The sequence below is a fragment of the Terrimonas rubra genome (genome assembly GCF_042686025.1).
Classification (GTDB): Bacteria; Bacteroidota; Bacteroidia; order Chitinophagales; family Chitinophagaceae; genus Terrimonas; species Terrimonas rubra.
This window is the reverse complement of sequence record NZ_JBHUOZ010000003.1, coordinates 517,353-531,935: the sequence shown is the minus strand read 5'-3', so window position 1 is coordinate 531,935 and position 14,583 is coordinate 517,353. Positions and strand designations below refer to the sequence as shown.

Here is a 14,583-nt window from a genome sequence, read left to right as displayed (position 1 = left end):
CCGTGTTTTAAAATTGAAGTTGTATACCCAAACTAATTGTTCTTAAAGGCGGCAGGGCATACAGGTTTTGATTTTCAGGATCAGCTCCTTTGTAGCGGGTAATGGTAAACAGGTTTTGTGCCTGTACAGTTAACTGCAACTGCTGTATACCAGCCCTTTTTAGTAAAATACCAGGCAGGCTATAAGCTAGGGCCAGGTTTTTGATGCGTATAAAAGAGGCATCGCTGTATATACCATCCGATTCAGCCAGCCATGACTGGGCGGGAGTAAAACCTTCACTGGTTACCAGCGGCACAAAACGTTGTATAGTACTGATATCACCGGGTTGCTGCCACCTGTTTAAAACTATTGCGGGTTGGTTCAGGTAAAAATAACCGGGTATAAAAGCCGATTGGGTAGCCAGGTAATTACGCCCCGGTTGTTTCCTGAATTCGGCGAACAAATCCAATGTCAGCCCTTTCCAGCTAAGTGTATTACGGATACCACCATACCAGTCCGGTTCTGTATTTACCAGCTTTATTTTATCGGCATTATCCATAATACCGTTACGGTCCACATCTGTAAACCGGTAAATCCCTTTCTCCGGATCAACCCCAAGGTATTGATACGTTTTCTGTACCGATAAGGGTTGCCCTACTACATATACGTTACTGTAGCTGCTATTGCCCAGGTTATCAAAAGCCACTAATTTATTACGGGGTATACTCAGATTAACAGAAGTAGACCATTGCAGGTGTTTTCGTTGTATATTCCTGGTTTGTAATACCAGCTCCCATCCCCGGTTTGTAATAACAGCCGGCATATTACGCAATACACCTGTAAAGCCGGTAATAACAGGCAGTGCATAATTACCCAACTGGTTATCGCTACGATGTAAAAAATAAGCGGTGTTGAACAGCAGGTGGTTTTGTAAAAAAGCCAGTTCGAGTGCCAGCTCCCATTTTTTATTACGCTCCCAGGCAAAAGCGGGGTTATACAATGCACCCGGCATCAATGCTCCGGCACCCTGGTAAAGTAGGGAGGTATTAGTCCAGGTATCCAGGTAACGGTAATCACCTAACTGGTCATTACCTGTAATGCCATAGGAAGCGCGCCATTTACCCAAGCTTAAAAAAGGCAGATGGTCTTTTATCCATTTCCATTCCGAAAAAATATGCGCCATTCCTACCGCACCAAAGTTGGAAAACCGTTGTGCAGGTCCAAAACGGCTACTGCCGTCCCTCCTGCCCGTAAGGTTCAATACCCAGGTATTGCGATAGTTAAGATTAACACGGCCAAACATGGCTGCATACTTGTATTGGGTATAAGTATTACTGGCGGTTAGCTGTCCCGCTGCACTCCAGGACTCCAGCATCAGGTCGCTGCTATAGTTATTGGCATTCAGGGTATTGGTTTCTTGTACTCTTTCCTGCAGGGTAGCGCCGGCCAGCACCTGTAGTGTTAGCCCGGATACGGTATGGATATATTCCAACTGTGGCTCTGTCTGCAGGTTACGCATATGTGCGTTTACAAAAACCGAAGATGCCAATGCAGACAAGGCAGGGTCTATCGAGGCCTTGGGTAGTAACCGGCTTTCGTTGCCATATTGTAGCTGCACACCCTGGTTTAAAGTAAAGCGCAGGTTTTTAAAAAAGTTATAACCAATGCTCAGGTTAAACATGGCATTACTAAAACGTCCATCATAAACGCGCAACTGCAGCGCAAGCGGGTTGGTAATACCACCTCCAAAGGATGCCAGCGAAGCATTGCCCATCCGCCAGTTCAGATTACCCTCATCATCATACAGGCGCAGGTGTGGTGGCAGGTTAATATAGGCTGTCAGGTCGTTAGACAACATATTACTTTTGTTATAACTATACCCGACAATCAAACCCAGCAACCATCTTTTATCAGCGCTGTGATGTTGCAGGCTGCTATGCAGGGACAACCGTTTATTACCCTGCCTGCTATCGAGCATACCCGTTTCATGATTATACCCCAGCCCGATAGTAAAACGGGTAAGTGCCGTACCACCGGATACCGATAACTGCAGATCGTTATACCTTGTAGTACCTCCTGTAAACATTTTTTTAAAATCAGTATAATGGGTGGTATCCCATAACAACAGGTCGGGGGCATTGACAGTAGTAGGCGTAATCGTATCATTGGCAAACGCTTCGCGTCGCATGGCCAGGTATTGTGTCGTGTTTAACATATTCATACTACGGGTAACCCTGCTAAAGCCCGTCCGGTAACCCGTATGTATATTCATTTTCCCGGCACTACCTTTTTTGGTAGTAATGAGTATTACGCCGCTGGCGCCACGGCTGCCATAAATGGCCGTTGCATCGGCATCCTTGAGCACTTCGATACTTTCAATATCAGCCGGATTGATCATATTTAAAGGACTTAATCCGCCATTAGCTGCAATAAGATTATATTGGTTCAGGCTACTGTTGCCATTACCAAAGGGTACGCCATCAATAATAAACAAAGGTTCACTACCCTGGATAAGGGAATTTTGTCCTCTTATTTGTATACGAAAAGTTCCACCGGGTATACCGCTGTTTTGGGTAACCACTAACCCTGGCACCCTGCCTGCGAGTGCGGCCAGGGGATTACTCACCGGCTGATTACTTAGTTCAGTTGCAGTTACCCGGCCTACATTCCCTGTATTTAAACGGCGGGTAGTATGGCCATAGGCTATTACCACTGTTTCATCCAGCTCGGTGATCAATGGTTGCAACTCTACGCTTATATTGCCTTCCGGGTTATTTTGAACATACATCGTAGTATAGCCAACAGCGCTGATACGCAGGCTATCTGTAATAGAGATATTGGTAATAATAAAACGGCCGCTGCTATTGGTTTGCATTTGTTGCCTGGTACGCAGCAGGGTTACCGTGGCATGGGCAACAGGCTGCCCCTGGGTATTGTGTACATACCCGTTAATGGTGTGCTGCTGGCACAGGGCTATCAATGGACAAAGCCATGCCAGCAAACAAATTAAAGGTTTCATTTGCAGTGTCAGTTAAATGGTTTGGAATCAGGTTCCGTAAATGATGGGAGATAAATTTGTTTGCCTCCGGCCGGAGCAAAACGGGGGATGCCTGCCAGTATTTCATAATAGGACATGCCGGGGGCCGGGTATAACGGATGCTGACCATAAAACTACACCCCGGTTACCGGTCAGAACCAACCACCGTGTATAGTATAACCGGTATTGTTACCGGGGGCAGTTTAAGGCGGGAGTATACACTCCCGTAATCCGCATTAACCATTAAGCCATCGGCCTGCGGAAGTCATGTACCGCAGCCTACTACATATAGATCATGCCGCCAGATATGATTATATCGGATTCTTAGGATTTATGAACTTCTTTTATGTTTCCGGGAAGGAAGAAGAAAGATCGTCGGAATGCGGGTGTTCTTTCAATATAATAAGACTACCTTAAACCGACTAATTTCTTCAAAATTAATGGCAAGAGTATTTAACTACAGGGAAAAGATGACAGAAATAGAGGGTTTTCCCTGTTTTTCGGCAACTTAAAAAAATGTAGGTTTATTATACTGACACGTACACAGGCAGGGTTCTACGCCTTACAAAAATGATATTATAACTTTTACAGAATATTCATCCTTAAAATTTATCAATTATGTTAACAAGACTTTTTTTAACGTGCCTGGTGACCCTTTTTTCACTAAGCACCTTCTCTGCTCATCGAACACAAGGCAATCTGATAAACAGTACAGAAAATAAGGCCGGGAATGCTGGAAAACTCTCTTTATATACCCGCATAGTGCCCAGCGCCGAGTGTGGTAGCACAGAAAATATTTTTATTTATTTAGAAAATTCTTCTGTGGAACTTGCACCAGGTGTACCGGTATGGGGTGGCAACCCAAGTAATCCACAACCTGTTGCCTGGGCCATGGTATTCTCCAACTGGGGAAGTAATAGCGGTACAGCTTATCTGATTTTAAACGGGTATGTTCATTCTTCATTTATACCTTGTTAGTATTACACTCACAAAAAAGGGTACAATAAACCTTGTCGTATCATTATATCCTATAGAACGTTTACACTATAGGATATAATGATACTGTTAATATAAGCTAACCAGCCTCTACCGCCTGGTAGCGGAACGGATGTATTGATAAAGGCGGGCTGCATCGCCGGTTTTAATGGTTAAAGGCTTTCCTGTTGACTTTGATATAATTACTGCATCTTTGAACGGCTCAACAAACACGATGGCATTTGTATTAATGGTCGTAACATCATCAGTCCCTTTGAAAATAATTCTTTGATTTGTTACATTCAACAAACCTCTTCCTTTTGATACGTCTATAATTTTTTTATCAGTAGATACGCTATAAGACCCTAACCGGTAAGAAAAACCCTTAGTGATCTTTACCCTGTAGGATCCTCCGCCATAACTTACCCTGCTGGTGACTGATTTTTTCTCCAGCAACTCGCAATCAGCCAGCTTGTAAATGCAGCGTTCATTCTTCTTAAGCAAAAAATCCGGATCTAATCCCTGGAAATAACCATTATCCAACTCCCAGTTAGTGATATAATAATCATACTCCTGCCTTATTTTTTCCTTTGTGTTAAAGTCAACTACCTGTAATGTATTACTGTAGTTTATTATTTCATTTATTCCGTCAGGAGATAAGGCTTCATTATCTTTCACTTTAGTAAAAATAAAGTTTTCAACTTTGTGCACATTTATTTTTTTTACAATTTCCTGTCCGTCCTGTTCCGGAAAAATACTCTTATAAAATTCGAGGTATTGGGGCCCTAAGGTCCCAACATTATCTGCATTGATATTCCTGTCGTACCTGTCAATGATACGCAACCGGATAAATTCGGCGTCCTTTGCACTCCACGCATTTCTGGTATTTAATAACAGGGTAATTTTTTTCGGATTGGTATGCGGAAAACTTTTCAACGTACTTTCCAAAGCATAAGAAACACTGATAGCCCGGCGCCAGCTTTTAAACCAGTTACCTAACCCGTTTTTTTTACTTGCAGGGACAGCTAAAACTCCCGTATCACCCCGGGGATTTATCAACACGGTTGTCTTTTCAGCAGTCATATCCGAATCTGCATTAGACCCACCTGTTCCCAAAACAACAGGCTGGTCATCATTCATACTGACCGTACCCGCTTTTTTCTTTTTAATAAAAAGGCCGGTTACCGGTGGCAATAACAACAGCCCTACTACCAGGGTAAATACTGCAAGCGCTATATCACCAGCAGAAAAGCCTGCTATTGACAACAGGCATATAAAAATGCCTGCTATCCAGCGAACAATAAAAAACACGTTTTTCATGAACAGATTTTAAACAAGATAAACCGGGCATGATCCCGGCAAAACTTATATGTGTACAGATAATGGCAAAAAACTTAAACCATCCAAACAGATTTTGCTGTAACCCCGGATTCTTTATAATATGGCAGCTTGCCGGGATAAATGATCATCCCTGCCCTTCGCCCTCCAGGTTTACTTCTATAATGTGATTTAACCCTTGTTCCCTTTTTAGTGGTATAACTTTTTACACGAACTGTTTTGGCTTTAGAAGATTTTCGTTTTTGTGCATGCGCCGTATGCGTAAACAGGAAACAGGTAATAGTGAAGATGATTAATAAAAGGATACTCTTTTTCATATTAATTGATATTGGTTAATACAATTGATTGAACAGAAAATCAGGAAAATCACCGTACAATACTTATGATCTTTACTGCGTAACCATTCATCAATTGTAAAGAGTAAACATAATAATAAATTTTTGCAGTTGCAAGTAGCGCTGTAAAATGATATAAAACATTGCACGCAAAACCGCGTGTAAAGATCATTCAGCTGTTAAAACAGGATCAGCTTTTCACGATTGGCCGATCCCATGATTTGTTGCCGCCTCCTGGTTAAATTACAGGGCCGGTTATTTATTTTTCCGCGTTAGGGATGGAAGCGGCATCCTTTTGCCTGTGTCCCGACAAAGCAGCAAGGGGCAAAAGATATAGCGGACAGCCCGGCCGCAGGCAACGCCCCGCCTGATCACAAAATTTTATTCTGCCGATCGGCATACACCAGGTCCATAAGATTTTCCAATGCATCCTTTATCTCCCTCTTGCCCTCCGTGGAAGTCAGATTGATGCCGCAAAAAGTCTGACCATTTATATTGGTATACATATTAAGATAGTAGATACCCGAAATCAATATAGCCATGACAGCGCGGTACCGGGTGGCATCTTCTTTAAAGAAAGGATCGGTAATATGACTAAACAATACTTCACCACTGGCTTCGCGGTCATCGGCCAGTTTTTTTAATGACCGGCGCTTTTCGGCCAAACCCCACAATAATATCTTCTGTAATTCCTTGTGCTGTGCCACATAATCAAACTGCTGCGTCAGCATTTGCCTGGACAGGGCCAGGCCCCCATCTGGAATAGAGGCGGGAATATCGTCACTGCCAATATTACTCCAGAAATCCTGCGAACGGATATAGGCGTCCACCAACTGATCCGTACCGCCGAAGTATTTGTAGATAAGTTTTTTATCCAACCCGGCCCTAGCGGCAATATCATTGACCTTCAGGGCCGTATACCCTTTAGTACGCAGGAGCCGGCCAACGGCATCTAAGAGTTGCTGCTTGCTTTTGTCCTTATTTCTTTCGCGGGGTTTGGTTACTTTTTTTTGCACGGCAGAATGATTGATAATACACACAAAGGTAATTAATATTTTTTAAGTCACTATTTGGTGACTTATTTTTACCTTTGCACATTAACCGTACAAATTAAAGATATACCCGAGCATGAAAAGATCAGTGTGTATAGTATTGTTATGGATCGTATTTTCCTTTACCGGAAAAGTTTTTGGCCAGCATAAACCGGATGAGTATTTTGAACATCTGCAACACCACCGGAAATTTATGGGCAGCGCTGCTATCTCCTTTAACGACAGTATTATTTACACCAAATCGGTGGGTTATGCTGACGCCGGCACTAAAAAACCTCTTTCTGCAGATACCCGTTTCCGGATCGGCTCCATCACCAAAACATTTACCGCCGTATTGATATTACAGGCAATTGAAGAAAAGAAACTGGCACTGGATGATAAATTGGGTTACTACTACCCTTCTGTAAAAAATGCGGCCGCCATTACCATTGAGCAGTTATTAAAACACCGCAGCGGTATAGTTAATTTTACCGAACTTGACAGTACCTACAAATGGGAGGAAGGATACCATAACCGGGAGGAGTTCCTGGCTTATATCAGTGACCGGAAAAGCGATTTTGAACCGGGAACAGCATATGCCTACAGTAATACCAATTATGTTTTGCTGGCTTTTATACTGGAACAGGTGTATCAACTTCCTTTTGACCTTATACTCGAGAAAAAGATATGTCAGCCCCTTGGATTGAAAAACACTTATTACAGTTTTGAAACGGATACGGCCAGGAATGAAGCGATATCCTATAATATACAGGACCGGTATATCCGGAACACCAGGGTTAATTTTTCCAATCACCCCGGTGGTGGTGGTATGGTATCAACTGCCGCAGAAGTGAACATTTTTCTCAGCGCCCTTTTTAACGGCAAACTGATCAGCCCCCAAAGCCTGGAAACCATGTTACCTGTTAATAGGGGTGCATATGGAATGGGGATTCAGAAACTGGACTTCAGCAGTCCAAACGGATATGAACATAGCGGCAGGATAGAAAACTATATTTCGGAGTACTGGTATTTTCCCAAAGAGAAGCTGGGCATTGTAACCCTGGCCAATGCCATTAATATAAATATATCGGAGATCAACCTGGTGTTATTACAATATACCTATGGCACCAAACCCGAATTACCCGATTTTAACAGGATACCGGGATTTACCGACACGGCGTTCAGCAAACTGAAGGGGACTTATTTTGACAGAAGTGGTAAGGTATCTGTTACCATTTCATCGGACAGCAGGCAACTGATACTTCAAAAGTCCACTACACGCCAGGACTGGATACCCTTTGAGCATAAAGGAGCTGCAAATTTTGAATATGACAATATAAGCCTGCGCTTTTTTCCTGAAAGAAAAGAAGTAGTAATAGCACAGAACGGCATTACAGAAGTATACAGCAAAGAATAGCAGGCTACTTGCGCATCAGGACGGCTTACCCAACCGGGTTTAAATTTTCATACCAATTTCAATCCCCTTTATCCTTTTGTAAAGGTCGGTAGCATAGTTATCGGTCATGCCCGAAATATAATCCACCACGCCCAGCACACGCTTGTACGGCGTATCACCTTCGTAGTTAAAAGCCGGGGGTAATAACTTGATGGCTTTATCATCGGATTTTTCACGGCTGCCCTTGTGTGTTAAAATGGGCGGAATAAAATGCGACAGCAGTTCATACATTACATTATAACCGGCATTTTCAATTTCCACTACGTTGCGGTTGTTGTATATATTTTTAACGGAGAATTCAACGATCCCGTTCAATGCCCCGGTTTCTTCATTAATAACATCCAGCAGTGATTTTGTAAACCTGCCGTTTAAAAACTCCTCAATATTATTTTCGTACACTTCTTTTGTACGCATGGTGAGTGCACTGATAGACTTAGCCCGTAAATAGGAGATCTTTGCGTTTTTATCGGTAATGCCGTTTAATGTAGTTTCTATTTTATGCCTATCATCAAACTGCAGCACCAGGTTTTTTAAAGTTTCCAGGCACTCAGTATGCTCTACAATACCCAGGCGGTGCGCATCTTCAAAGTCAATAATATGATAACAGATATCATCCGCTGCCTCTACCAGCCAGACAAAAGGATGCCGCTGGTATATTAAAGGATTATCACCAAGCTTCACCATCCGGGTTTCCTCCGCCACATCCCTAAAGGTTTCTTTCTCAGCCTGGAAAAAACCAAATTTCTTCCGGTGAATAAAACTTTTGTCTTTGGCTACAGATTCACATGGATATTTTGCAATAGCTGACAAGGTAGAATAAGTGAGTAATAAGCCGCCTTCTGACTTACCGTTTTGCTGCTGGGTAAGTACTCTTATGGCATTGGCATTCCCTTCAAAGTTTACCAGGTCATTCCATTCCTCGTTGGAGAACTGGGGCCTTATACCGTGTGCGTCCTTTTTAAAATAACTGGCGATAGCATCTTCGCCGGAATGTCCAAATGCAGGATTACCGATATCGTGGCATAAACTGGCTGAAGCAATAACATCATTCAGGCTGTAGCGATAAAAATCGCGGCTCTCCTCTGACAGGTCGTTTTTAAACCTGTTGTAAATTACCTGGCCCACTAAGCTACCCAATGAACGTCCTACCGAAGCTACTTCCAGGGAATGGGTTAGCCGGTTATGTACAAATACACTTCCCGGCAGGGGGAACACCTGTGTTTTATTCTGTAATCTTCTGAATGCCGAAGAAAAAATGATCCTGTCAAAATCACGCTGAAATTCGCTTCTCGGATCAGCCGATACACTGATACTTTTTTTCCCCGTTCTTTTATAGCTATATAACTTGTTTAAATCCATTTCTCGTTTATAAAAAACGAAGATAGTTAAAGATATAATTAATATAATCTTCATAAAACATGACGATCATACCTGCTATTCCATGCAGAGGCATTTCCCGGTGATATATATTGGCTACTGCCGGGGCCATTTACGCAGCCAGTCTTTTGATACGTTAGCAATATCCAATTGTAAGGGATCCGCACCTTTTAACAGGGAAAATATCACGCTGTCCTGTTTGAAAAGTTCAAACTGTTCATAACTCAGATCAAATAATGATTGCAGGTTTACCTTGGTTAAGGCTTCTATCGTATCCACCCTGTCATCACTGTAAATTTTATAAAATTGTACACGCAGGATATCCTGTAATTCACTTTGCCTGAATTTAAAGAAATCACCTTCTTTCACTTTAAATACTCTTTTCAGCGCTATAAAATCAGCATACTCCGCCTCGTTAATGTGATGGTCCTCCAGGATATACCAGGCATAAGCGACCAGCATGTCCAAGGCTTCTATTTTTAAGCTCTCCACAACCCCTATATGATTTGCCTGCAGGATTTGTTTCAGGTCCGTAGGTGCATTCCACCCATTTACCAGCAGGGCTATAATGCTTTTAACCGCATCACTGTATTCCTGACGAACAGGTGATAGCTGACTAAAAGCAACAAAATGTGGCGAAAGTTTGTACATCGTGTGTTTTCAGCGACCGGGTCCCGTAAAATAACTTTTCCTGGTTACCGGTTCGTTTATGTGAGCTTATTCGTAGTTTTTTATCGTAGCCAATAATTCAGCTTTGTGCATATAAATATCATCGAGCGAGTTGAGCAGTTTTTTCTCACCATTATCTTTACCCTGATGAAACAGTTCCAGGTATTTGTTAGCAGAATTAAAATGCAGCCTGCATAATGGTTTGCGGTTATTATCATCCAGCAGGATACCAAAATAAGATTGGGTATCCCGGAATGCGATCCTGCCGGCAGGTATAATTTCCCTCAAAATAGCTTTTACAATCTGCGAGCCCTCTATTTCTTCCGCAGAAGTCACGACTCTCGGTCCATCTGTATTGTCATCAATTGCCGTTGTCTGCTGTTCCTCTTTGGAAGGGAGCGTATCATTAATGCTCAAAGCATTTTTTAACCGGAAATTAATGGATTCGTTGATGGAGTTAGAAAGTGCCTTACGTGTATACTCTTTAAACGTGGCCAGGCGTGAGGCGGTAAGGGTTTTATCAAAGAAACGGTTTACCAGCAGTCGTACAAAATCGTCCGTAGGCTCCTGCAGCTCTTTTTCAAATTCGCTTCTAATGGCTTTGATGTATTTTAACGCTTCTGCCGAATCCAGGATGTTTTCCAGGTTATAACCTTTACGGGTAAAGTTTTCCAATATCTTCAGGCTGGCATCTTTTAAGTTAGAAAGATCGAGTGTAAAGAATGGTTTTTCATCCATGATATTCGGTCTCTCGAGATCGGCATAGAAATTATAAATATGCCCATTGGTCAGCACCCCAAACCTCGACTTGGATACATGGTAATAACGGTGTAGCTGGGAATTATGTGCATCTGCATTTTCTTTCCAGTGTTTACACTCGATGATTAAGATAGGCTCATCCCCTTTTTTGATCACGTAATCAACCTTCTCCCCTTTCTTGGTACCAATATCACAAATGAATTCCGGAATTACTTCCGTAGGGTTAAAGATATCATAACCCAGTATCTGGATGAAGGGCATCACAAAAGCATTTTTCGTTGCTTCTTCCGTATTGATCTGGCCTTTCAGGGCATCCACTCTTTGGTGCAATTGCTCCAGTTTTAGTTTTAAATCAGACTCCATAATAATTTTAACAGCAAAATGATGGATAAATAGTAATAGAAAGGCCCGTGAGTATCATAACCTCATTCAGTAAACAATTGGTGCCGGAATGATTATTTCTCCCAACCGCAAAGTGTTTTACCTTTTTCCCGGGCTTCATCAATAGTGGCTTCACGGACCTGGTAGCCACAGTTTTTTAATCCGCGGCAGTCCTGCCGGTAATGATAGCGCCGCGCGGCAGTACTATCACAGAGGTATACCACCGTGGAGGCTGTATTACAGGCAATACTGCCGGAAAGCAGGAATAATAAGAGGACAGACTTCATTCAATTGTTACATATTGATAAGCAGTTATAAATTGAATGATGTTCTCCGGTAGCAACAGGCTTTATATATTTTTAATAACCAGCAAAAGCAGCAACATGGTCATCCCCATTATAACCGGGAGTATCACCAGGCAACCCGCCGATGTTTTATTGTATATTTTATTATAAGCCGCTTTCTTAGGATCAGTAAGCCAGCCCCAACCTTTAGGCGCCTTCCACCCCATGGAATGCCGCAGGTATCGCTTGACCGAAGTCCTCGCTGCCAGCCTTTTATTAAAAGAGGGTTTCCTGTATCCGAATTTCATACAACACCGTTTATTGGGTATGACAATCTCCGGAACAGTACTTACAGCCATTAACCTGGCTGAAATGTTTTTTAGCTTCCGTTACAGCCGTACGGCAGTGACTATGTATTCCCAGATCAAGCACGTTAGCTGGCTGAGGCCGGTAGACGCAATCATGCGTGTGCACTTCATGATCTCCATTGGCCTGTGCCTTTTTGTTGACATAATACCTTTTTGACATCTTTATTAATTTTAGTTGATGCCTTAAAAGTAGAACAGGTGTTCAGACTTATTTTACGGAAAACCGGAAAGCAGTCTTCTAATAACCCTAAATTATAAAATCCCCATTTTAATACAATGTGCAATGAGTTGTTCATTTGTCGTAAAATCAAGCGCTTCCTTAATATACTTTAGTCGCTTTTCAATACTGCTCAAGCCCGCAGCGGGTATATTATGCTCTTTCAGGTAATCTGCTATCTCCTGCTGTTTCTTTCCCGACACCATCAGGGACAATATAGTAATATCATATGTTGTAAAGTCATGCGCTTTTTTTTGCCTGGCCTGTTCGGCTACAAATGCCGGAATATAGGACTGGTTATCTTTAATACTGTTAATGGCTTTCATCAATTCCCTGGCATCCCCCCGGGCTTTACGTACATACCCGTCAATATGCAGCTGTTTAAACAACCTTTGTACCAATGCAGGTTTGGTTTCTGCAGAGAATACCAGGATCTTAATATCCGGCTGCAGTTTGCGCACGGCTTCGATCAGGGCTTCACCGTTGTCAATTTGTTGTTGACGATAATCCTTCTCAAAATAAAGATCCGTGATCAGCAGGTCATAGGAGTCATTTGCCTCTATTGCTTTTTTAATTTTTAATAAAGCATCATCGCAATAGTAAACATAATCCGGGTTGACGACACCCAGCTCTTCCAGTGTTTTTTGCACAGAAATATTGGCACTCTCGTGATCTTCGGCAATTAGTATTTTTTGAATCATTTAATTAAGCAATTGGAATAAACATATGGATTGTTAAACCGGCTGATGCCGATTGGCCAAAACTAAGATGCCCTCCAATACTTTTAATACGGTTTTCCGTACTGGTAAGACCATTACCATAATTAAAGCCCTGGGGCAGGCCTACTCCGTCATCCGTATACCGTATTTCAAGCTGTTTTTCCTGCTGCATAAACCTAATACCGACATTTTGTGCAGCGCTATGTTTTTTCATATTCACCATTAACTCCTGCAGGATATGTTTAAGCTCATTCCGGGCTTTTGCCGACACCCGGCTCCATAATGCAGGTGTATTGCCTGCAATGGATACGGCGGTATTGTCAGCACTAAAAGAGCTAAGCAGGCTGGCGATCTCCTCATGGTAATCCTGCGAAACGGTTACCGCCGGTTCATAAGAAATATCCCTGGAGCGATCGTAAAGCGTTTCCAGGTCATCCAGCAGCTGGTCTTTTTGTATTTGCGGGTGATGCTCAATTTTTGTGATGATACTATATAATCCATTCGCTACTACATCGTGAACCTTTTGTGATGTTTTAAATTGCTGCTCCCGGATAGCCTGCTGTTTACGTTTTCTGTACCACCAGAATGCGATCACCGCCAGTACAAGCGCCCCAGCAAAACTCACCTGTTGAATAATAAGGTCTAATTTCTTTTCGGCATTTTCCTTCTGCAGGCCCAGGTTCTCGTTTTTATGCTTTTCCGATTCGTAACGTATCAACGCAAACTGGTTTTTGGCATTGTTACGGCTTGCCTGTAAACTATCATTCAGGAAATGGTAGCGCTCAAAGTATTGCTTCATAGCGGCGGCGGCGCTTAAGGGGATCAGCTTCTGTAATGCTTCCAGTTCATCATCGGGACTGTTGAGCTGTTTAGCAATAGCCAGCATTTTACCGGCATATACCAAGGCCGAGTCTGGCTTTGAGGCCGCATAATAATCTGCCAGCCGGGCATAACTGGTATTCAACCCCCATTGATCCTCTTCCCGTTCCCGTATAAGAAGTGCCTCCTTCATCTCCCGGTCTGCAGGATAGGCGGCATCTTTTAACCAACCGGTATAAGCCCTGTTGGTGATAATTCTTGCATACTCTTTGGGGTTGGTAACCGTATCATTTAATATAGCATGATAGATAGCCAATGCCTCGTCGTACTGTTTCAGCTTTTGATAAGCCACGGCTTTGCCATTGAGCGTGATCCACCGGAATGGCTTATCTTCTATGAGTTTCAAAGCCTTATCATAATAAGTGATAGCAACTTCATAGTTCTTCATATTCAGGTTTGCATTGGCCAGCTGGTTATAACAGGACAGCAGCACATGATGATCTCTTTCATCATTTTCATCCATCAGTTTCAGTGCCTGCAACAGGTTTTCCTGGCTACCCAGGTTGTCGCCGGCATATGCCTGAATGATAGCCATATAAGTATAAGCCATGGCCACTTGTAAACTATCGGTTGATCTGCTGGCAGAACGATTGAAGTAATAAAAAGCCGAATCATTCCCTTCATTAAAAAGTGATTCTCCTTTTTTATAGTCTTCTGCTATGATAATAGGATCTACTTTATGTATCTTGCCGCAGGATAAGATATATAAGGCCAGACCAGCTACCAGCAGGCAGGATAATAAATTTCTCACAACAATTATTTGTCTTAAAAATAATACA

General features: G+C 42.5%; 13 protein-coding genes. 2 read left to right on the top strand and 11 right to left on the bottom strand.

From position 1 onward, the window contains the following. Nucleotides 1-7: 7 nt before the first annotated feature. Nucleotides 8-2,998: a SusC/RagA family TonB-linked outer membrane protein gene (locus ACFS6H_RS11750; RefSeq protein ID WP_386098644.1), complete on the bottom strand. Its 2,991-nt coding sequence runs from the start codon at nt 2,996-2,998 to the stop codon at nt 8-10. Nucleotides 2,999-3,634: 636 nt separating this feature from the next. Between ACFS6H_RS11750 and ACFS6H_RS11745 the strand changes: the two genes are divergently transcribed. Then, entirely contained in the window at nt 3,635-3,994 is a 360-nt protein-coding gene (locus tag ACFS6H_RS11745; RefSeq protein ID WP_386098641.1) for a hypothetical protein, read from the top strand. Between the two features lie 108 nt (nt 3,995-4,102). On the opposite strand, the gene ACFS6H_RS11740 is transcribed toward ACFS6H_RS11745, so the two are convergent. The 3 genes from ACFS6H_RS11740 to ACFS6H_RS11730 form a co-directional block, all read right to left on the bottom strand. Continuing rightward, nucleotides 4,103-5,311 (bottom strand): hypothetical protein, encoded by a 1,209-nt coding sequence (locus ACFS6H_RS11740; protein ID WP_386098638.1) that lies wholly within the window; start codon nt 5,309-5,311, stop codon nt 4,103-4,105. Between the two features lie 74 nt (nt 5,312-5,385). Beyond that, nucleotides 5,386-5,646: a hypothetical protein gene (locus tag ACFS6H_RS11735; protein ID WP_386098635.1), complete on the bottom strand. Its 261-nt coding sequence runs from the start codon at nt 5,644-5,646 to the stop codon at nt 5,386-5,388. 389 nt (nt 5,647-6,035) lie between these two features. Further along, nucleotides 6,036-6,680 (bottom strand): TetR/AcrR family transcriptional regulator, encoded by a 645-nt coding sequence (locus ACFS6H_RS11730; RefSeq protein ID WP_386098632.1) that lies wholly within the window; start codon nt 6,678-6,680, stop codon nt 6,036-6,038. A 112-nt stretch (nt 6,681-6,792) separates the two neighbouring features. Here ACFS6H_RS11730 and ACFS6H_RS11725 point away from each other — a divergent pair, with 112 nt between their 5' ends. Beyond that, entirely contained in the window at nt 6,793-8,112 is a 1,320-nt protein-coding gene (locus ACFS6H_RS11725) for a serine hydrolase domain-containing protein (RefSeq protein WP_386098629.1), read from the top strand. Nucleotides 8,113-8,151: 39 nt separating this feature from the next. Here the strand turns inward: ACFS6H_RS11725 and dgt are convergent, their stop codons facing one another. The 7 genes from dgt to ACFS6H_RS11690 form a co-directional block, all read right to left on the bottom strand. After that, nucleotides 8,152-9,510: a dGTP triphosphohydrolase gene (gene dgt / locus ACFS6H_RS11720; RefSeq protein ID WP_386098626.1), complete on the bottom strand. Its 1,359-nt coding sequence runs from the start codon at nt 9,508-9,510 to the stop codon at nt 8,152-8,154. A gap of 114 nt (nt 9,511-9,624) precedes the next feature. After that, nucleotides 9,625-10,179 carry a hypothetical protein gene (locus tag ACFS6H_RS11715; RefSeq protein WP_386098623.1) on the bottom strand — a complete coding sequence of 185 codons (555 nt, stop codon included), beginning with the start codon at nt 10,177-10,179 and terminating at the stop codon, nt 9,625-9,627. Between the two features lie 66 nt (nt 10,180-10,245). Next, a complete protein-coding gene (locus ACFS6H_RS11710; protein WP_386098620.1) occupies nt 10,246-11,319 on the bottom strand; it encodes a type I restriction endonuclease in 1,074 nt (357 codons plus the stop codon). Nucleotides 11,320-11,411: 92 nt separating this feature from the next. Beyond that, a complete protein-coding gene (locus tag ACFS6H_RS11705; RefSeq protein ID WP_386098617.1) occupies nt 11,412-11,624 on the bottom strand; it encodes a hypothetical protein in 213 nt (70 codons plus the stop codon). 62 nt (nt 11,625-11,686) lie between these two features. Next, on the bottom strand, nt 11,687-11,929 hold the full coding sequence (locus tag ACFS6H_RS11700; protein WP_386098614.1) for a hypothetical protein: 243 nt from the start codon (nt 11,927-11,929) through the stop codon (nt 11,687-11,689). A 312-nt stretch (nt 11,930-12,241) separates the two neighbouring features. Beyond that, a complete protein-coding gene (locus ACFS6H_RS11695; protein WP_386098611.1) occupies nt 12,242-12,907 on the bottom strand; it encodes a response regulator in 666 nt (221 codons plus the stop codon). 4 nt (nt 12,908-12,911) lie between these two features. Continuing rightward, the gene (locus ACFS6H_RS11690; RefSeq protein ID WP_386098608.1) at nt 12,912-14,555 is read right to left on the bottom strand and encodes a tetratricopeptide repeat-containing sensor histidine kinase; all 1,644 of its coding nucleotides are present in this window, start codon (nt 14,553-14,555) and stop codon (nt 12,912-12,914) included. Between the last annotated feature and the right edge of the window lie 28 nt (nt 14,556-14,583).